This window comes from Polynucleobacter sp. es-EL-1, assembly GCF_018687975.1.
In the GTDB taxonomy this organism is placed as follows: domain Bacteria; phylum Pseudomonadota; class Gammaproteobacteria; order Burkholderiales; family Burkholderiaceae; genus Polynucleobacter.
Genome location: NZ_CP061310.1, coordinates 937,393 through 954,669, shown reverse-complemented (window position 1 = coordinate 954,669; position 17,277 = coordinate 937,393). Strand labels below are relative to the sequence as shown.

Below are 17,277 nucleotides of genomic sequence, written 5' to 3'. Positions count from 1 at the left end.
GGTAGTAACCTGAATGTAATAATGCAAAATAGGTAATAAATTCACATAAGCAAAGATTAAAAAAGGAGTTTCTTATGAATGAGCAGCGTCGTAGTCTAATGAAGTACTCAGCAGTATTTGGTTTGATGGCCTCTGCAGGCCTCATCAGCGTGGCACAAGCACAAGAGTGGGATAAAGCCGCTTTTGAAGGCAAGGGCATCGATGATGTATTCAAGATCTTGGGCGCTGGTAGCCCTGACAAGTCATCTGCTGTGACTTTGAACGCTCCTGATATTGCTGAAAATGGTGCTGTTGTGCCTGTAGGCATCACTGCAACTGTTAAGGCTGAGCAAATGGCTATTTTGGTTGAAAAGAATCCAAGCTCATTAGCAGCTCAGTTCTTTATTCCAGCCGGCACAGACTCATTTGTAACTACCCGCATCAAGATGGGTCAGACATCTAATGTTTACGGTTTAGTAAAAGCAGATGGCAAATGGTTGATGACCGTTAAAGAAGTGAAGGTTACTTTAGGTGGTTGCGGCGGTTAATACCGAATCCAACCAAAAAATTATTTCATTAAACACAGAATAAAAGAGGAACAAAATGGCTGATCCAATGCGCGTTAGAGCTGCTGAGAGTGGTGGTACTGTAGATGTAAAAATCTTGATGAAACATGACATGGAGTCTGGTCAGCGTAAAGACGCTTCAGGCAAAGTAATTCCAGCTTGGTTTATCAGCACAGTTAAAGTTACCGCTAATGGTAAAGATGTATTTAATGGTCAATTCGGTCCAGCGGTTTCTAAAGACCCATTTTTGAACTTTAAGTACAAAGGTGCTAAGGGTGACAAGATTGTTGTTACTTGGAACGATAGCAAAGGCGACAAGCGTACTGATGAAGCAACTGCTTCTTAATTCATTACGTTATTAATAAAACTATAAAAAAAGGGTTACCATGAAGACACGTATCTTATACGGCGTAATTATTGGGATATTTGTGGCGCTACAAGGCTGTTCAGCGCCTACAAAGAATGAGGCTTCTGCTTCTGCTCCAGCTGGTGGAGCTCCTACCGATGAAATTGAAAAATATCGTGCAATGCTCGCCGATGGTAACCCTGCTGATTTGTATGAGGCAGCTGGTGAAGACATTTGGAAAAAGCCCATGGGGCCTAAGAATGTTTCTTTACAAAAATGTGATTTGGGTATGGGCCCTGGTGTAGTTAAAGGTGCTTATACACAGTTACCAAAGTACTTTAAAGATACAAATCAAGTGCAAGATTTGGAGTCTCGTCTGATTACCTGTATGAGCAAGTTGCAGGGATATGATGCAAACGAGATCATTAAGGCTGGCTTTAGCAAAGGCAAGCGAAAAGATCTTGAGGCTGTAGTAGCTTATGTAGTGGCTGAATCTAAGGGAATGCCGATCAATGTAGTTGCTAAGCACCCTAAGGAAAAGCAGGCTTACCAAATGGGTAAAGAATCATTCTTTTACCAAGGTGGCCCAATGGATTTCTCCTGTGCATCATGCCACGCGTCTAATGGCAAGCGAATTCGTTTACAGGACCTGCCTAATTTAACTGTTGAGAAGGGTGCTGCTTTAGGTTGGGGTTACTGGCCGGCATACCGTGTATCTAGCGGTACCTTCTGGACCATGCAACGTCGCTTAAACGATTGCTACCGTCAACAACGCTTCCCAGAGCCTATCTACATTTCTGAAGATACCATCGCAGTCTCCATGTATATGGCTGTGAATGCTAAGGGCGGAACTATGAATGCACCAGGACTGAAGCGTTAATCGCTGGAGATAAATAATATGAAAAACAAATTATCAATTTTGGCGTTTACGCTCCTAGCTGTAGCTGGTACTGTTAGTGCTGCTACCCCTTTTGAAAAAATGATGTCTAGCAGCTTTCAGGCTAAAGGACAGGCTGGTTTAGATCGTTTAGATCAAGATGCAGCTCAAAAGTTTTGTTCAAACCCTGTAAACCTCGATGGTGGTGGTGATCCTAAGACTCGTGAAAAGATTCAAAAGGAAAATATGGCCACTATTAAGCAGCCATCCGACGGGAAATATCTGGGTGACTGGAAGAGCGGTGAAAAGATCGCGCAAAGTGGTCGTGGTGCAACTTGGTCTGATAAGGCTGGATCTGTAAATGGTGGTGGTTGTTATAACTGCCATCAAATCAACATTAAAGAAGTCTCCTATGGAAACATCGGCCCATCTTTATGGAACTACGGCAAGCTAAGGGGCTACTCTAAAGAAGTTGTTGAGTACACCTGGAATCGTATCAATAACTCCAAGGCCTATAACGTATGCAGCAACATGCCACGTTTCGGTCATTTCAAACTCTTAACTGAGAAGCAGATGCAGGATGTCATGGCTTTATTACTTGACCCTGAATCACCCGTTAACAAATAACACACAACAAAACGGGCCGAAAGGCCTGTTTTCTTAACAGGATTAAATATGTCATTAAATCGCCGTGAATTTTTGCAGGCACTTGCTATCGCTTCTGCTGGTGGAATGAGTTTGCAATCCAATTTTGCTCAAGCCCAAACTACTGCGCAAAAATTTTATGAAGTGCCAAAATTTGGTAATGTCCACTTTTTGCATTTCACTGACTGCCATGCGCAACTATTGCCTGTGTACTTCCGTGAGCCTAACGTCAACTTAGGAATTGGCGCTCAAGAAGGCAAGATGCCGCACTTGGTTGGCGAGTATTTCTTAAAGGCGAACGGTATTGCCCCTAATACCCGTGATGCACATGCGTTTACGTATTTGGATTTCGTAGCTGCAGCACAAAACTACGGCAAGGTTGGTGGTTTTGCGCATATGGCTACTTTGGTTAAGCAAATCAAGGCAAGCCGTCCTGGTGCACTCTTGTTAGACGGTGGTGATACATGGCAGGGATCTGGTACCGCCTTGTGGACTAACGGTCAAGATATGGTTGACGCTGCTTTGGCTTTGGGTGTTGACGTGATGACGCCTCACTGGGAAATGACGCTTGGTGAGAAACGCGTTATGGAAATCGTTAATGGTGATTTCAAGGGCAAAGTCTCATTCGTAGCTCAAAATATTAAGACCTCTGACTTTGGTGACTTGGTATTTAATCCCTATGTCATGAAAGTACAAAATGGTATTCAGGTTGCCATTATTGGTCAGGCATTCCCTTACACCCCAATTGCAAACCCACGCTACTTTACCCCTAACTGGACCTTTGGGATTCAAGAGGAAAACCTACAAAAGACCATTGATGAAGTCAAGGCAAAAGGGGCCAAAGTTGTCGTGCTTCTCTCGCACAATGGCATGGATGTAGATTTGAAATTGGCTTCTCGAGTCAGCGGTCTTGATGCAATTATGGGTGGCCACACACATGATGGAGTTCCTATTCCAGTCAAGGTAAAGAATTCTGGCGGCGTTACCTTGGTAACGAATGCTGGATCGAATACTAAGTTCTTAGGCGTGCTGGACTTCAATGTAAAAGGTGGTAAAGCAGTCGATTTCCGCTACAAGCTATTACCAGTCTTCTCGAATATGATTCCAGCCGACCCTACGATGTCTAAGCTGATTACCAAAATCAGAGCACCATATGAAGCTAAATTGACTGAGAAATTGGCCACAACCGATGGACTCTTATATCGCCGCGGTAACTTTAACGGCAGCTTTGACCAATTAATCTTGGATGGCTTGATGGCACAGAAGAATGCAGAGATTGCATTCTCACCCGGTTTCCGCTGGGGCACTAGCTTGCTTCCAGGTCAGGCCATTACCCGTGAGCACCTCTTGGATCAAACAGCAATCACTTATCCGTACACCACAGTTAGCAATATGAGTGGTGAGACGATCAAAACGATTCTTGAAGACGTTGCAGATAATTTATTTAACCCTGATCCTTACTATCAGCAGGGTGGCGACATGGTTCGTGTTGGCGGTCTGCAGTACACCATTGACCCAGCTGAATCAGCTGGTAAGCGCATTACTGATATGCGTCTTAACGGTAAATCGATTGAGCCAAGCAAGATGTACAAGGTCGCTGGCTGGGCACCGGTTAGTGAAGAAGCTAAGAATGCTGGTGGCGAGGCTATTTGGGACGTCATTGAGCGTCACTTGCGCGACGTGAAGGTTGTTAAGGCTGTCAAGTTAAACGAGCCCATCATTAAGGGTGTTGCTAATAATCCCGGTATGGTTGCCCTTAAATAAATCCTTAAAGGAGCTGTAATGATTTCACATTTAAAACTGGCAATGGCATCAGTTATCACTGCAGCTTTCTTTTTGACTCCAGCCGTTGTTATTGCGGCTGGGCCTACTGAGGTGGTCTATCACATCGATGATGCAGATGAGCAAGGAATTAAAGGTCTTCGCAACATTCGTAATCACTTAGATGTTTCGCCTGAAACAAAAATCATTGTTGTGACACATGCCAATGGTGTAGACATCATGCTTGAAGGTGCAAAAAATAAGAAAAATGGCATGGAATATGCGCCACTAGTTTCTGCTTTGAAGTCTCGCGGTGTCAAGTTTGAGGTTTGTGAAATGACCTTGAAGAACCGTAAGCTGAAAAAAGATCAGTTTGTTTTAGATACGGATTTCACCCCCTCTGGTGTCGTGCGGATTGCGGATTTACAGTATCAGAACAATTTTGCTTACATTAAGCCCTAAGACTTATTTTGAAGAGCGGCATGCGCCTTGGACTACTTACCATCCTGTTTTTGATTGAGGTTTTATTTACTCAGTCTGTTTTTGCTGCCTCTGATAATGTTGTACTTAAGCCTGTTCAGGTTGCTCCCAATACCTATTTTGTACAAGGGCGACCTGAGATGGGTAATAGCGAAAACCAGAATTTTATTTCGAATGCTGGTTTTGTAGTTACCCCCAAAGGCGTGGTGGTGATAGACGCTCTTGGCTCACCAATTCTGGCTAAAAAGTTACTGCAAGAAATCAAGAAGGTCACTTCTCAAAAAGTGGTAGCAGTCATTGTGACTCACTATCACGCGGATCATGTCTATGGTTTGCAAGAGTTTAAAAAAATCGGCGCAAAGATTTACGCTCAAAATCAGGGCATTGATTATTTATCTTCTGAAACGGCTAAACAACGTTTAATTGCTTCAAGACAGGACTTTGCTCCCTGGGTTAATGACAGCACTAAATTAATCGCAGCTGATGTTTGGATTGACCAAAGTAAGGTAATTACGATTGGTGGTGTTCAGTTTCAGATTAGCAGGGTGGGGCCAGCCCATGCGCCCGAAGATCTCATCATCTATATTCCGTCAGAGGGTGTTCTATTTGCGGGTGACCTGGTTTTTCGGGGTCGAATTCCATTCGTGGGTAATGCCAATAGCAAAGGCTGGCTCAGTGCTTTAGATGAAATTGAGCGATTAAAGCCCAAAACCATTGTTCCTGGACATGGTGCTCACTCGATTAAGCCTCAGGAAGATATTGCGTTTACCCGTGATTATTTGAAGTATTTACGTCAATCCATGACTAAGGCCGCCATTGAAATGGATCCCTTTGAGGAGGCTTATAAACAGACGGATTGGTCGGAATATGACGGGATGCCCTTATTTAGGGCTGCCAATAGGATGAACGCCTATAACGTTTACCTCTCAATTCAGGCCGAATAAGACAGAATTATCCGCAGGGCCTTAAAATAGTCCTTTACTTAGCTAAAGGACTGTTTTTTATGAAAATATCCCTGATCCAACTAAGCCTGTCCCTATTTGCGATCTTCGGCATGCTCAACTACGCAGTTGCGGCGCCAAACCTTGCCAATGGCAAGAAAATTGATCAAGAGAAGTGCTATGCCTGCCATGCTCAAAAGACTGGTTTTGGTAATGGGGACATGATCTATACACGCGCTGATAGCAAAGTAAAGGATTTGCCTAAACTAAAATCCATGGTTGCCATGTGCAATACCGAATTGCGCTTAGACCTTTTTCCCGAAGATGAGGCAGACGTTACCGCCTATTTGAATAAACAGTTTTACAAATTTAAACCTTAACTTTTTAGAGTTTTTGATATGGACGTAGTAGATATCGCATCAATTAGCAAGTCTGTTTTATGGACAACGTTTGCCATTACATTTGTCTTGGGTGCAGTAATGCAGAAAACTGGCTTCTGTAGCATGGGAGCCATCTCCGATATCTTCATTATGTCTAGTTGGGATAGGTTGCGTCAGTGGTTCTTAGCAATCGGGGTGGCGATTGTTGGCTTTGCTTTGATGTCTTATTTTGGTTGGATTGACCCTCTTAAAAGCATGTACACCAGCAACAAGCTGTTGTGGTTATCTGCTTTGGTTGGAAGCGTGCTTTTTGGTTTGGGCATGGTTTTATCGTCTGGTTGCGGTAGTAAAACTCTAGTTCGAATTGGCAGCGGAAACCTTAAATCGATCATCGTTTTTATAGTCCTGGGATTAACGGCCTATATGACGATGAGAGGTTTTTTAGGTGTCATCCGTTTAAATACCTTGGACACTGTTTTTGTTACCCTGAGCACTCCACAAGATCTGCCCAGCATCATTAGCGCTAGTACGGGCATGGCTAGGTCTGGCCTGCATCTTGCGCTGGGTTTAGTCATTGGCTTCGCATTTATTGCCTACGCTTTATCCAACAAAGCCTTTTGGTCTGCTGAAAATGTATTGGCTGGCGTATTAGTTGGTCTCGCTATTTGTGCTATTTGGTGGGTATCTGGAAGTCTGGGTCACCTAGCTGAAGATCCCAACACTCTCGAAGAAGTATTTCTAGTGACTAATTCAGGTCGTATGGAAAGTCTTTCGTTTGTAGCGCCTTATGCTTATTCGCTTGATTGGCTGATGATGTACAGCGATACCTCAAAAGTATTGACTGTTGGGATTGTTGCTGTTGTTGGCATGATTTTGGGTTCAGCTGTTGTTGCGCTGTTAACAAAAACATTTCGCTGGGAAAGTTTTCGTAACACTGAAGATACCGCCAATCACTTAGTGGGTGCTAGCCTGATGGGCTTTGGGGGCGTTACTGCATTAGGATGCACTGTTGGCCAAGGATTGAGTGGCATTTCAACGTTGGCACTGGGATCATTTATAGCCTTGCCGGGCTTCATTATTGGTGCATACATAGGCTTGCGTTATTTGCAGATTCGCCTTGCTCCTAATCCTTGCAGTTAATAAAAGGTCACCATGCAAATTGATTGGATCGCTTTTACCCCTGGACCCGCATTATTAGGCGGCATGATATTGGGAATTGCTGCTGCTCTATATGTGATTTTGCATGGTCGCATTCTGGGTATTAGTGGAATTGTTTCTGGGCTTTTGCGCCCCAGAAAGGGTGATTGGACTTGGCGCTTAGCATTGTTAGGTGGAATATTGACTGCGCCACTGTGGTCCGCTCTCTTGTTTGGCATGCATACCATCACCATCATTGATGCAGATTGGATTGCAATTGTGATTGCAGGCCTCTTGGTTGGTTTTGGGGCCCACTATGGTTCTGGTTGTACAAGTGGTCACGGTATCTGTGGCCTGTCCAGCTTATCCCCCAGATCACTTGTGGCAACGCTCTCTTTTATGGCCGCAGGATTTCTTACTGTCTATGTCATTCGACATCTCTTGGGAATCTAAGTGATGAGAAGACATTTCAACCTTCTTAGCGAATACCTCATTGGAGTTTTATTTGGTTTTGGGCTCATTATTTCTGGAATGAGTAATCCACAAAAGGTGCTCAATTTTTTAGATATCACTGGCAACTGGGATCCCTCATTAATCTTTGTGATGGGTGGCGCTGTAATTGTTGGCTTAGGTGGCTTCTACCTTGCATCGCGAAGAAGTGAAGCATTTTTTGGCGGCGTTTTTAATATGCCTACCCAAAGAGATATTTCCCGACCCTTGATTATTGGCGGTTTAATTTTTGGAGCGGGATGGGGTATCGCAGGGTTTTGTCCTGGTCCAGCCATTGTGGCTTTAGGGGCAGGGCACTTAAAGGCTTTAGTCTTCGTCATTGCAATGCTTTTGGGTATGCACATTTCCAGTCGCTACTTTAGTGCTGTCAAATAGCAGTCTGATTTAGAATAAGGGCTATTCTTTTTCCTTTTTTCGAGGTTTAAATGAGCCTTCCTGTTTCTTGCCACACCTCTCAATTTGGTACTCTTGGTCAAATCGAGCCATCTGATTTAGCGCAAATCGCTCAGTTGGGTTACAAAAGCGTTATTAATAATCGCCCTGATTTTGAAGGTGGTCCAAGCCAACCCACCAATGCAGCCATTGCGGCTGAGGCAGAGCGTCTCGGGCTTAACTATGTGTACTTGCCAGTGGTTCCTGGTGCTGTGACTCCTGACCAGGTCGTGGAGATGGCTCGACTCTTGAAAACGCTTCCAGGTCCAGTATTAGCCTTTTGTCGCTCTGGTGCGCGCTCTACAAATCTGTATCAAATGGCTCTTCAGGTTCGATAGCTTCACAGGTATGGGTATCTTGACTGTCGTTGGGGTTTTGCTTGCATAACAGCAATCCCTATATTTTTCCAGTTGCCAATCTTTCGGAAAATCTCCGACAATTTGATGCCATCATTGATGTTCGCTCTCCCGCAGAGTTTGCTTTAGACCATATCCCCGGCGCCATTAATTTACCGGTCTTAAATAATGAAGAGCGGATTGAAATCGGCACTCTTTATAAACAGGTCTCTCCATTTGCTGCGAAGAAATTAGGTGCATCTTATGTCTCTCGTAACATTGCACGCCACTTGGAAGAATATTTAATTGATTTTCCAAGAGAGTGGCGCCCGCTGATTTATTGTTGGCGTGGCGGCGAGAGAAGCGGGGCGTTTACCCATATTCTCAATCGCATTGGCTGGAAAGCAATGCAGTTAGAGCATGGCTATCAGGGTTTTAGACGAGTAGTCATTGATGACTTGGAGGAGGCCGCAAAGTCGTTTCATTTTCAAGTCATTTGCGGCATGACAGGCAGTGGTAAGACGCGTATTTTGCAAGAGTTGCACGCGCTTGGAGCACAAGTCCTCGACTTAGAAGCCTTAGCAATTCATCGTGGGTCTGTCCTGGGTAACGAACCTGATATTGAACAGCCCTCACAAAAAGGTTTTGAAACCAATTTATGGGCCGCCTTAAATAGGCTAGACCCTGCAAAAATTGTGTTTGTTGAGTCAGAGAGTAAGAAAGTAGGGGGCCTGCATATTCCAGATGCCCTGATGGAATCGATTCGCAATGGCAGGTGTATTGAGTTGCGATCTGATACTGCTACTCGCGTCTCCTGGCTAATGCGTGAGTACCATCATTTTTTATCTGACCCAGAAAGCTTCAAGAATAAATTGGCTTTATTGACCTCGCGCTATGGAAAGGTTCAGATTGCCAAATGGGATGATGCTATTGATTCAGGCCGGTTTGCGCAATTAGTCGAGGAGTTGCTGGTGCTGCATTACGATCCCTCCTATCAATCATCGATAGTCAGAAATTTTCCCAACTATCAAGAAGATTGTTTTGTCACGCTTAATAGTGACAGTGATGATGCTTTTACTCAGGCGGCAAAAAACATCATCACTCAAGTTGGCGCTTAACTAAAAGCCTGAATGCCCGTTTGCGCGCGCCCTAAAATTAAGGCGTGAATATCGTGTGTGCCCTCATAGGTATTGACTACTTCGAGGTTCATCATGTGGCGAACCACGCCATACTCATCAGAGATACCATTACCACCATGCATATCTCTTGCTAGACGAGCTACATCTAAAGCCTTACCGCAGGAGTTGCGTTTCATCATCGAAGTAATTTCTGGGGCAGCAATATGTTCATCTTTCATGCGACCTAAACGTAAGCATCCTTGTAGGGCCAAGGTGATATCCGTCTGCATATCAGCCAACTTCTTTTGAATCAGCTGATTAGCCGCTAAGGGGCGACCAAATTGCTTACGATCTAAGGTGTACTGACGCGAGGCATGCCAGCACCATTCAGCAGCGCCCAATACGCCCCAGGCAATGCCATAGCGAGCAGAGTTAAGGCAAGTAAAGGGGCCCTTGAGTCCGGTAATTTCAGGAAACTCATTCTCGTCTGGAACAAATACCTCATCCATCACGATTTCACCGGTAATGGAGGCTCTTAAGCCCATTTTTCCGCTGATTTTTGGAGCTGATAAGCCCTTCATGCCTTTTTCAAGGATATAACCCCGAATGAGACCCTCATCATTTTTTGCCCAGACCACAAAGACATCTGCGATTGGAGAATTGGAGATCCACATTTTGGAGCCAGTTAAGGAAAATCCACCAGGCACCTTTTTGGCTCGAGTAATCATGCCGCCAGCATCAGAGCCATAGTTTGGCTCTGTAAGGCCAAAGCAACCAATCCACTCTCCAGTGGCCAGTTTAGGTAAGTATTTTTGCTTTTGAGCGTCACTACCAAATTCATTGATAGGAACCATCACTAACGAAGACTGAACACTCATCATGGAGCGGTAGCCAGAATCAACACGCTCGATTTCTCTGGCGATGAGTCCGTAAGAAACATAATTTAAATTGGCGCCACCGTATTGTTCTGGAATCGTAATACCCAAGAGCCCCAACTCTCCCATCTCCCGAAAGATGGATGGATCAGTCGTTTCATTTCGATAAGCGTCATGGATTCTGGGCATGAGACGACCTTGAGCATATTCAGCGGCCGCATCGCGAACCATGCGCTCTTCTTCAGTCAGTTGTAGGTCGAGAAGTAGGGGGTCTGCCCAATTAAAGGTGGCTTTGCTCATCTTGTAATGCCTTCCATTTGCTAATGTAATCTCATGCCTGCAGGTATTGCAGAATCCTTATATCCTTTCCATTATCTCTTTATTTCACACCTTTTACCTAGACCACCCACTGATCCCATGAGCGAGGCAAGAAGCCACCACCGTTACTATGATTTGCTTTTGGCGACCTTTGTTGTTGTGTTGCTCTGTTCCAATTTCATTGGGGCTGGTAAGGTGGCGCAGCTAGATCTACCGTATTTTGGCAACGTCATTTTTGGCGCTGGAATTCTGTTCTTTCCAATTGCCTATCTTTTTGGCGATATTCTGACTGAGGTTTATGGCTATGCCTATGATCGTCGTGCTGTATGGATGGGATTTGCCGCTTTAGCTTTTGCTGCCATCATGGCGCAAATTACGATTGCACTTCCTGTTGCGCCTGGCTCTTATATGGCTCAGTACCAGCAGGGAATGGAGTTGGTTTTTGGTAACTCATGGCGGGTCGTAATTGCCTCCATGCTGGCTTTTTGGTCTGGTAGCTTCATCAATGCCTACGTCATGGCCAAAATGAAGATTTGGACCCGTGGCCGTTTTTTATGGATGCGTACGATAGGGTCCACAGCGGTAGGGGAGCTGATCGATTCTTCACTCTTTTATTTCATCGCTTTTTATGGAATCTGGTCAACACATGAGGTTATTGCAGTGGCACTAGCCCAATATGTTCTCAAAACAGCTTGGGAAGTGCTGGCAACCCCCTTAACTTACTGGATTATTGGCTTTCTCAAGCGCAAAGAGGCTGCCGATTACTATGATATTCATACCAACTTCACGCCATTTAGGGTGAAAGTCTAATTTAGGGCTTTATTGCCAACAAGCCGTTAAAATAGGGATCTTTGCTGGCAATTTTGCGCAAAACCTATTGAATTTTCCTATCAGAAAGTAAGACCCATCCGTGCTGTCCGCATCCAATATCACTATGCAGTTTGGGGCAAAGCCCCTGTTTGAAAACATCTCCGTGAAGTTTGGCGGCGGTAATCGTTATGGCCTCATTGGTGCAAACGGTTGCGGCAAATCTACTTTTATGAAGATTTTGGGTGGCGAACTCGAGCCAACCAGTGGAAACGTCAGCTTAGATCCTGGTATTCGCCTAGGAAAGTTGCGCCAAGATCAGTTTGCCTATGAAGATATCCGTGTTCTTGACGTAGTGATGATGGGTCATGAAGAGATGTGGAAGGCTGCGGCTGAGCGTGATGCCATCTACGCAAATCCTGAAGCTACCGATGAAGACTATATGCGCGCCGCAGAGCTTGAAGGCAAATATGCAGAGTACGGCGGCTATACGGCTGAAGCTAAGGCAGGCGAATTGTTGCTAGGAATTGGCATTCCAATTGAGCAGCATGATGGCCCAATGAGCAATGTTGCACCAGGTTGGAAGTTGCGCGTATTGCTTGCTCAAGCACTGTTCTCTGATCCGGATGTTTTATTGCTTGATGAGCCAACCAATAACTTGGATATTCACTCGATTCATTGGTTAGAAGATATTCTGAATCAAATTAAGAGCACGATTGTCATCATTTCCCATGATCGTCACTTCTTAAATGAGGTGTGTACGCATATGGCCGATATGGACTATGGAACACTGAAGGTATATCCAGGAAATTACGACTCGTACATGTTGGCATCCGTTCAGGCAAGATCACAACAACTTAGCAATAACGTCAAAGCGAAAGAAAAAATTGCTGAATTGGCCGCTTTCGTGGCGCGATTCTCTGCAAATGCTTCCAAGGCACGTCAAGCTACTTCTCGTCAAAGGCAGCTGGAGAAAATTGAAATTGTTGAGGTCAAACCTTCATCACGTCAGAACCCCTTTATTCGCTTTGACACCGAGAAAAAACTTCACAACATGGCCGTTGAGTGCAATGCACTAACTAAGGCTTATGACCGCACCATCTTTAAGAACTTTAAAATTGCTATTCGTGCTGGTGAAAAGATTGCCATCATTGGGCAAAATGGTGCAGGCAAGACAACACTCCTAAAGACCATCTTAAGCAAACGTTTTGATGGTATTCCTGCAGATAGTGGTGATGTGAAATGGGCAGAAAATGCGAATGTGGGTGTGATGCCCCAAGATAATACTGAGATGTTCGCTAAGGATGAACTGCTGATGGATTGGATGAACAACTGGCGCAACACTGGCGATGATGATCAAGTCATTCGTGGGACATTAGGCCGACTACTATTTTCAGGTGATGACATTGGTAAGTCCGTCAAAGTTCTCTCTGGTGGTGAGAAGGGCAGAATGATTTGGGGTAAATTGATGCTCCAAAAATATAACGTTCTGGCAATGGATGAGCCAACCAATCACATGGATATGGAATCGATTGAGAGCTTGCAGATTGCGCTTGAGAAATTCGATGGCACCTTAATCTTTGTTTCCCATGACCGTGAATTCGTCTCGGCTTTAGCTAACCGCATCTTGGAAGTGAAGATGGATGGCACTGTCGTGGATTACTCAGGCACCTACGAAGAATATTTACGTAGCCAAGCTCTAGCTGGCTAAGTACCTTCTTTATTTTGACGCTGGAAGCGCATAGCAGTGCCATCAGCACGGATGCGTTTCCACACGACTTCTTTTTCTTCCTGGGAAAAGAATACCCAATTACTCACTTCGCCAAGAGTGCGACCACAGCCTTGGCATATTTCATCGTAAAGGGTTGTGCATACACCAATGCAAGGTGAGTCAGAGGCATCATCTCCTACGGCTAAGGAATTTGCCCCATCTTGCTTGGCGGGTTGATTAGCGGAAGTCATGGCTGTACTGTAGTCGATTTCAAGGGATTATGCTGTTCGAGTTCATCAACATAGGCTGCCACTCCATGCCGCTCACGTTTCAAGAAATTACCAACAGCTTTTGAAAAGCCGGGGTCAGCAATCCAGTGGGCTGAATGTAGGGTAGTCGGTAGAAAGCCTCGAGCCATCTTATGCTCGCCTTGGGCGCCGCCTTCGAAAGTCTGGATTCCTTCTCTGATGCAGTATTCAATAGCTTGGTAATAGGCAACCTCAAAATGAAGCAGAGGAATATGTTCAATAGCCCCCCAGTAGCGACCAAAGACCTGTGAAGCATTGCGATCAACTACTAATAGAGAAGCGGCAATTGGCATGCTTGATCGACAAGCTATGATCAAATGCAGATGCTCCGGCATTCGCTTTGCAATTTCCTGAAAAAAAGATTCAGTCAGGTATGGCGAAGAGCGTCTTTCCAAATAAGTATTGGCATAGCATTGATAAAAGAAAGACCAATCTTCTAAAGTCGCTTGCGACCCGCTAATATGGCGATACTCCAATTGATGATGTAGCAATTGAGCACGTTCTCGCCGAATATTTTTACGGCGTTTCATTGTTAGAGCCGCTAAAAAATCGTCAAAATTTTGGTAGCCTTGGTTATGCCAATGAAACTGCACAGAATCACGCAACATAAATTCTTGATCCTCCAATACTGCAATCTCATCGGGGCTTGGAAACAAAATATGCGCAGAAGATAAGCCGTTCTGTTGTACTAGATTCTTCAGGCTACTTAGGAGCAGGCTAGATATAAGCTTGTCATCATGATCTTTGGCAACCAAAAGGCGCGCCCCTTGCACGGGCGTAAAGGGGATGGCAACAAGGGCCTTTGGATAGTAATTGAGACCATTTTGTTCGTAGGCCTGTGCCCAGGACCAATCAAAGACAAATTCCCCATAGGAGTGTTGCTTGAGATACATTGGCATGGCGCCAACGACCGATCCTTCGCCATCCTCAATAATAAGGTGGGCAGCTTGCCACCCCGTATTGCCACCAATGCAATCGGTTGCTTCTAGCGCCTCTAGAAAGGCGTGCTTTAAAAAAGGATTTGCATCGTTGGGCAGGAGTGCATTCCAGCTTTCTTCAGTCACCTCTGAAATACTGTGAATAATGCGTGCTTGATAAGCCTCTTGCTTAGTCACTATAAAAACTAATTAGCGCTGAATGAGTTCAATCTTGTAGCCATCGGGATCTGTGACAAAGGCAATAATAGTATCGCCGCCCATAACGGGGCCTGCCTCTCGAGTTACATTTCCACCAGCAGCCTTAATCTTTTCACAGGCAGCATAGGCATCTGGAACGGCAATAGCAATATGGCCATAGGCAGTTCCCATTTCATAGCTTTCCACACCATGGTTATATGTCAATTCAATTTCAGCTTGACCATCGGCATTGCCCTTGCCAAAGCCCACAAAGGCCAGAGAGTATTTTTGCTCTGGGCGCTCTGTAGTGCGTAAGAGATTCATCCCCAGCACTTGCGTATAGAAATTGATCGAGCGGCTCAAATTGCCGATTCGTAGCATGGTATGTAGGATCATCATAGGAATAAATATAAAGCCAATTCTTATTTTCTGTTGGGAATAAAAAACCCAGGGTATTAGCCTGGGTTTTTGGGAGAAATAAAGGCAACGTTATTGAATTTTGGCCTTCGCACGTAATTTTTTCATCATTTCAGCAAACTTTGCTTTTTGCCAGTTTTGCTCTGATGCAATCATCTGAATTAACTGTTCCTTGATCTCTTCCATGCTTGGCGCTTTCAAATCACGCTCTTCGTCCAGCTTAATAATGTGCCAACCAAACTGCGATTTAACTGGCTTATCTGTAGTTTGGCCAGGCTTTAATTGAACCATTGCTTTAGAGAACTCAGGGACAAGAGATTGCTCGCTTACCCAACCTAAATCACCACCTTTTTCAGCGGAGCCAGGATCCTTCGATTTTGCTTTGGCGATATCCGCAAAGTTTCCACCAGACTTCAACTGAACAATAATTGCTTTAGCATCAGATTCTTTTTCGACCAGAATATGCTCTACATGGTATTCCTTGCCAGTGTATTGGGCTTTTACCTGTTCATAAGCAGCCTTTAGTTCGGCCTCATCTACGCCTTCTCTTTGAACATAGTCTTCATAAACCGCAGCAATGAGAACAGCCATTTTGGCTTGCTCTAGCTGATCACGAACCGATTCTTTTTGGGTGATGCCGCGATTATTGGCCTCTTGCAAAACCAACTCGCGTGTGACGAGCATTTCTCTACCCTGATCCCGTACCTGAGGTGTATCAGGTTGATTAGATTTTTGAATGAGCTTATCTAACTGCGCTTTAGGAATAGGTTTGCCATTAACAATGGCGGCATTCTGTGCAAAAGCAAGGGAAGAAAAAAGGCAGGTGCTGAGAGTGCCTAGGGCGAGTAATTGGCGAATATTTAGCATGAAGGTCAAGTGTTGAATGGGTGAATTAAGCCTTCATTTTAAAGCAAGCGGGAGCTTAAGGGGTGTATTCAGCAGGGCTCATTGCCTCAATAGTGAGCGCATGAATCGCTTGCGGAAAATGGCTACTTAAGGCGGCATAGATGGCACGGTGGCGTTTGACTGAATTCATCCCCTCGAATTGAGGTGAAACGATTCGAATCTTAAAATGCCCGCCGCCACTAGCAGCTCCAGCATGGCCTGCATGCAGATGGCTCTCATCTTCGATTTTGAGATCTAAAAGTTCAAAGGCGCTTCGTAAGTCTGCCTCAAAAAGCTGCATTCTCTCTTGATTGATTGTCATTCTGCAGGATGCTCCATATGACGACTAAGCCAAACACCTTGAAGAATAATGAAAATGAGGAGAAGGCCGGTGCTTCCAAACAGTTTGAAGTTCACCCAAACTTCCTCAGAAAACTCAAATGCGATGTAAAGATTTAGTGCACCCATGAAAAAGAAAAATACAGCCCAAGCCATATTGATTTGATGCCAGACAGACTTGGCGCTTTGCTCTTTTAGGGTGACCTGTTTACCCATCAGAACTTGAATCCAATTTTTGTTAAAGAACTGGGCGCTGACAAAAAGAGCGCCTGCAAAAAGCCAATAGAGGGCGGTAGGCTTGAGCTGGATAAATGTTTTGTCATGTAGGAAGATCGTCAAACTACCAAATACGATAATCATGACTAGACTGACCCATTGCATGGCATCAATCTTGCGATGGCGATAGTAGACCCAGAGTATCTGGCCAATCGTGGCCACCATGGCAACAATCGTTGCGGTATAAATATCACCAAATTTAAAGGCGATAAAAAAGAGAATAATGGGAAAGAGGTCAAATAGAAATTTCATACTCACATTATCCAGTTATTTCTAAATTACTCTTTATTACTTAATTTGGCATTTTCAGAAGGCTCAAATTGCAAGGACGCAGAATTAATGCAGTAGCGCAGGCCTGTTGGTTGTGGGCCATCATCAAACACATGTCCTAAGTGAGCATCACAGTTCGTGCAGCGCACTTCAGTACGAACCATGCCATGGGTAAAGTCACGAACTTCGGTAATTACATTGGCGTTATCTGGCGCGTTATAGCTAGGCCACCCACAGCCGGCATCAAACTTTGTGCTCGATTGAAATAGTGGCGTGCCGCAACAGATGCATCTGTAGCGTCCATCATCCCAATGATCCCAGTACTTACCAGTAAACGGGGGTTCTGTTGCCGCTTTTCGGGTAACTCGATATTGGGTGTCAGTCAGCGTCTCTTGATATTCGCGGTCAGTTTTTTTAGTCATGGATAAATATTCCTATTAAAGGCGTTT

General features: G+C 44.7%; 23 protein-coding genes. 15 read left to right on the top strand and 8 right to left on the bottom strand.

Annotated features, from left to right (window positions below):
- The first annotated feature begins 74 nt into the window (after window positions 1-74).
- Genes soxY through mnmH form a run of 13 tightly spaced genes read left to right on the top strand, consistent with a single transcriptional unit; the run spans window position 75 to window position 9,507 of the window.
- Window positions 75-527 carry a thiosulfate oxidation carrier protein SoxY gene (soxY, locus tag FD974_RS04855; RefSeq protein ID WP_215362865.1) on the top strand — a complete coding sequence of 151 codons (453 nt, stop codon included), beginning with the start codon at window positions 75-77 and terminating at the stop codon, window positions 525-527.
- A 55-nt stretch (window positions 528-582) separates the two neighbouring features.
- Complete coding sequence (gene soxZ / locus FD974_RS04850) at window positions 583-891, top strand: thiosulfate oxidation carrier complex protein SoxZ (RefSeq protein ID WP_215362863.1); 309 nt, start codon at window positions 583-585, stop codon at window positions 889-891.
- A gap of 40 nt (window positions 892-931) precedes the next feature.
- Window positions 932-1,771 (top strand): sulfur oxidation c-type cytochrome SoxA, encoded by an 840-nt coding sequence (gene soxA, locus FD974_RS04845; protein ID WP_215362861.1) that lies wholly within the window; start codon window positions 932-934, stop codon window positions 1,769-1,771.
- 18 nt (window positions 1,772-1,789) lie between these two features.
- Window positions 1,790-2,395, top strand: coding sequence for a sulfur oxidation c-type cytochrome SoxX (soxX, locus tag FD974_RS04840; protein WP_215362859.1), 606 nt, complete (start codon window positions 1,790-1,792; stop codon window positions 2,393-2,395).
- Window positions 2,396-2,443: 48 nt separating this feature from the next.
- Window positions 2,444-4,177: a thiosulfohydrolase SoxB gene (soxB, locus tag FD974_RS04835; RefSeq protein WP_215366433.1), complete on the top strand. Its 1,734-nt coding sequence runs from the start codon at window positions 2,444-2,446 to the stop codon at window positions 4,175-4,177.
- A gap of 42 nt (window positions 4,178-4,219) precedes the next feature.
- Window positions 4,220-4,636: a DsrE family protein gene (locus FD974_RS04830; protein ID WP_371817133.1), complete on the top strand. Its 417-nt coding sequence runs from the start codon at window positions 4,220-4,222 to the stop codon at window positions 4,634-4,636.
- Between the two features lie 20 nt (window positions 4,637-4,656).
- Entirely contained in the window at window positions 4,657-5,598 is a 942-nt protein-coding gene (locus tag FD974_RS04825) for an MBL fold metallo-hydrolase (RefSeq protein WP_215366428.1), read from the top strand.
- A 59-nt stretch (window positions 5,599-5,657) separates the two neighbouring features.
- The gene (locus tag FD974_RS04820) at window positions 5,658-5,975 is read left to right on the top strand and encodes a hypothetical protein (protein ID WP_251374671.1); all 318 of its coding nucleotides are present in this window, start codon (window positions 5,658-5,660) and stop codon (window positions 5,973-5,975) included.
- Between the two features lie 18 nt (window positions 5,976-5,993).
- Complete coding sequence (locus FD974_RS04815) at window positions 5,994-7,115, top strand: YeeE/YedE family protein (protein WP_215366425.1); 1,122 nt, start codon at window positions 5,994-5,996, stop codon at window positions 7,113-7,115.
- 12 nt (window positions 7,116-7,127) lie between these two features.
- Window positions 7,128-7,565, top strand: a complete 438-nt coding sequence (locus FD974_RS04810) for a YeeE/YedE family protein (RefSeq protein ID WP_215366422.1) — start codon at window positions 7,128-7,130, stop codon at window positions 7,563-7,565.
- A gap of 3 nt (window positions 7,566-7,568) precedes the next feature.
- Window positions 7,569-7,997 (top strand): YeeE/YedE family protein, encoded by a 429-nt coding sequence (locus tag FD974_RS04805; RefSeq protein WP_215366418.1) that lies wholly within the window; start codon window positions 7,569-7,571, stop codon window positions 7,995-7,997.
- Window positions 7,998-8,047: 50 nt separating this feature from the next.
- Window positions 8,048-8,392: a TIGR01244 family sulfur transferase gene (locus FD974_RS04800; protein ID WP_215366415.1), complete on the top strand. Its 345-nt coding sequence runs from the start codon at window positions 8,048-8,050 to the stop codon at window positions 8,390-8,392.
- A gap of 41 nt (window positions 8,393-8,433) precedes the next feature.
- Window positions 8,434-9,507, top strand: a complete 1,074-nt coding sequence (mnmH, locus tag FD974_RS04795) for a tRNA 2-selenouridine(34) synthase MnmH (RefSeq protein ID WP_215366412.1) — start codon at window positions 8,434-8,436, stop codon at window positions 9,505-9,507.
- Here the strand turns inward: mnmH and FD974_RS04790 are convergent.
- The gene (locus FD974_RS04790) at window positions 9,504-10,682 is read right to left on the bottom strand and encodes an acyl-CoA dehydrogenase (RefSeq protein ID WP_215366410.1); all 1,179 of its coding nucleotides are present in this window, start codon (window positions 10,680-10,682) and stop codon (window positions 9,504-9,506) included. The genes mnmH and FD974_RS04790 overlap by 4 nt on opposite strands.
- Before the next feature lie 117 nt (window positions 10,683-10,799).
- Here FD974_RS04790 and FD974_RS04785 point away from each other — a divergent pair, with 117 nt between their 5' ends.
- Both FD974_RS04785 and FD974_RS04780 read left to right on the top strand, forming a co-directional pair.
- A complete protein-coding gene (locus FD974_RS04785; RefSeq protein WP_215366407.1) occupies window positions 10,800-11,510 on the top strand; it encodes a queuosine precursor transporter in 711 nt (236 codons plus the stop codon).
- A 100-nt stretch (window positions 11,511-11,610) separates the two neighbouring features.
- Complete coding sequence (locus FD974_RS04780; RefSeq protein ID WP_215366404.1) at window positions 11,611-13,218, top strand: ABC-F family ATPase; 1,608 nt, start codon at window positions 11,611-11,613, stop codon at window positions 13,216-13,218.
- On the opposite strand, the gene FD974_RS04775 is transcribed toward FD974_RS04780, so the two are convergent.
- The 7 genes from FD974_RS04775 to msrB form a co-directional block, all read right to left on the bottom strand.
- Window positions 13,215-13,469 (bottom strand): DUF1289 domain-containing protein, encoded by a 255-nt coding sequence (locus tag FD974_RS04775; protein WP_215366401.1) that lies wholly within the window; start codon window positions 13,467-13,469, stop codon window positions 13,215-13,217. The two genes, FD974_RS04780 and FD974_RS04775, sit on opposite strands and share 4 nt — an antisense overlap.
- Complete coding sequence (locus FD974_RS04770) at window positions 13,466-14,641, bottom strand: GNAT family N-acetyltransferase (protein WP_215366398.1); 1,176 nt, start codon at window positions 14,639-14,641, stop codon at window positions 13,466-13,468. The genes FD974_RS04775 and FD974_RS04770 overlap by 4 nt, the downstream gene beginning before the upstream one ends.
- 12 nt (window positions 14,642-14,653) lie before the next feature.
- Window positions 14,654-15,040: a lactoylglutathione lyase gene (gene gloA, locus FD974_RS04765; protein WP_215366395.1), complete on the bottom strand. Its 387-nt coding sequence runs from the start codon at window positions 15,038-15,040 to the stop codon at window positions 14,654-14,656.
- Between the two features lie 90 nt (window positions 15,041-15,130).
- Window positions 15,131-15,925 (bottom strand): peptidylprolyl isomerase, encoded by a 795-nt coding sequence (locus tag FD974_RS04760; protein WP_215366392.1) that lies wholly within the window; start codon window positions 15,923-15,925, stop codon window positions 15,131-15,133.
- Between the two features lie 55 nt (window positions 15,926-15,980).
- Window positions 15,981-16,265, bottom strand: a complete 285-nt coding sequence (locus FD974_RS04755) for a BolA family transcriptional regulator (protein ID WP_215366389.1) — start codon at window positions 16,263-16,265, stop codon at window positions 15,981-15,983.
- Window positions 16,262-16,810 carry a septation protein A gene (locus FD974_RS04750; protein ID WP_215366386.1) on the bottom strand — a complete coding sequence of 183 codons (549 nt, stop codon included), beginning with the start codon at window positions 16,808-16,810 and terminating at the stop codon, window positions 16,262-16,264. The genes FD974_RS04755 and FD974_RS04750 overlap by 4 nt, the downstream gene beginning before the upstream one ends.
- A gap of 26 nt (window positions 16,811-16,836) precedes the next feature.
- A complete protein-coding gene (gene msrB / locus FD974_RS04745; protein WP_215366383.1) occupies window positions 16,837-17,250 on the bottom strand; it encodes a peptide-methionine (R)-S-oxide reductase MsrB in 414 nt (137 codons plus the stop codon).
- Window positions 17,251-17,277 lie beyond the last annotated feature (27 nt).

Excerpts from the sequence above, each read along its gene's own strand:
- FD974_RS04790 (WP_215366410.1), bottom strand. The coding sequence starts at position 10,682 with ATGAGCAAAGCCACCTTTAATTGGGCAGACCCCCTACTTCTCGACCTA.
- FD974_RS04830 (WP_371817133.1), top strand. The coding sequence starts at position 4,220 with ATGGCATCAGTTATCACTGCAGCTTTCTTTTTGACTCCAGCCGTTGTT.
- soxA (WP_215362861.1), top strand. The coding sequence starts at position 932 with ATGAAGACACGTATCTTATACGGCGTAATTATTGGGATATTTGTGGCG.
- FD974_RS04800 (WP_215366415.1), top strand. The coding sequence starts at position 8,048 with ATGAGCCTTCCTGTTTCTTGCCACACCTCTCAATTTGGTACTCTTGGT.
- soxB (WP_215366433.1), top strand. The coding sequence starts at position 2,444 with ATGTCATTAAATCGCCGTGAATTTTTGCAGGCACTTGCTATCGCTTCT.
- FD974_RS04755 (WP_215366389.1), bottom strand. The coding sequence starts at position 16,265 with ATGACAATCAATCAAGAGAGAATGCAGCTTTTTGAGGCAGACTTACGA.
- FD974_RS04775 (WP_215366401.1), bottom strand. The coding sequence starts at position 13,469 with ATGACTTCCGCTAATCAACCCGCCAAGCAAGATGGGGCAAATTCCTTA.
- FD974_RS04815 (WP_215366425.1), top strand. The coding sequence starts at position 5,994 with ATGGACGTAGTAGATATCGCATCAATTAGCAAGTCTGTTTTATGGACA.
- msrB (WP_215366383.1), bottom strand. The coding sequence starts at position 17,250 with ATGACTAAAAAAACTGACCGCGAATATCAAGAGACGCTGACTGACACC.
- soxZ (WP_215362863.1), top strand. The coding sequence starts at position 583 with ATGGCTGATCCAATGCGCGTTAGAGCTGCTGAGAGTGGTGGTACTGTA.
- soxY (WP_215362865.1), top strand. The coding sequence starts at position 75 with ATGAATGAGCAGCGTCGTAGTCTAATGAAGTACTCAGCAGTATTTGGT.
- FD974_RS04805 (WP_215366418.1), top strand. The coding sequence starts at position 7,569 with ATGAGAAGACATTTCAACCTTCTTAGCGAATACCTCATTGGAGTTTTA.
- gloA (WP_215366395.1), bottom strand. The coding sequence starts at position 15,040 with ATGATGATCCTACATACCATGCTACGAATCGGCAATTTGAGCCGCTCG.
- FD974_RS04750 (WP_215366386.1), bottom strand. The coding sequence starts at position 16,810 with ATGAAATTTCTATTTGACCTCTTTCCCATTATTCTCTTTTTTATCGCC.
- FD974_RS04825 (WP_215366428.1), top strand. The coding sequence starts at position 4,657 with ATGCGCCTTGGACTACTTACCATCCTGTTTTTGATTGAGGTTTTATTT.
- FD974_RS04810 (WP_215366422.1), top strand. The coding sequence starts at position 7,128 with ATGCAAATTGATTGGATCGCTTTTACCCCTGGACCCGCATTATTAGGC.
- soxX (WP_215362859.1), top strand. The coding sequence starts at position 1,790 with ATGAAAAACAAATTATCAATTTTGGCGTTTACGCTCCTAGCTGTAGCT.
- FD974_RS04760 (WP_215366392.1), bottom strand. The coding sequence starts at position 15,925 with ATGCTAAATATTCGCCAATTACTCGCCCTAGGCACTCTCAGCACCTGC.
- FD974_RS04785 (WP_215366407.1), top strand. The coding sequence starts at position 10,800 with ATGAGCGAGGCAAGAAGCCACCACCGTTACTATGATTTGCTTTTGGCG.
- FD974_RS04820 (WP_251374671.1), top strand. The coding sequence starts at position 5,658 with ATGAAAATATCCCTGATCCAACTAAGCCTGTCCCTATTTGCGATCTTC.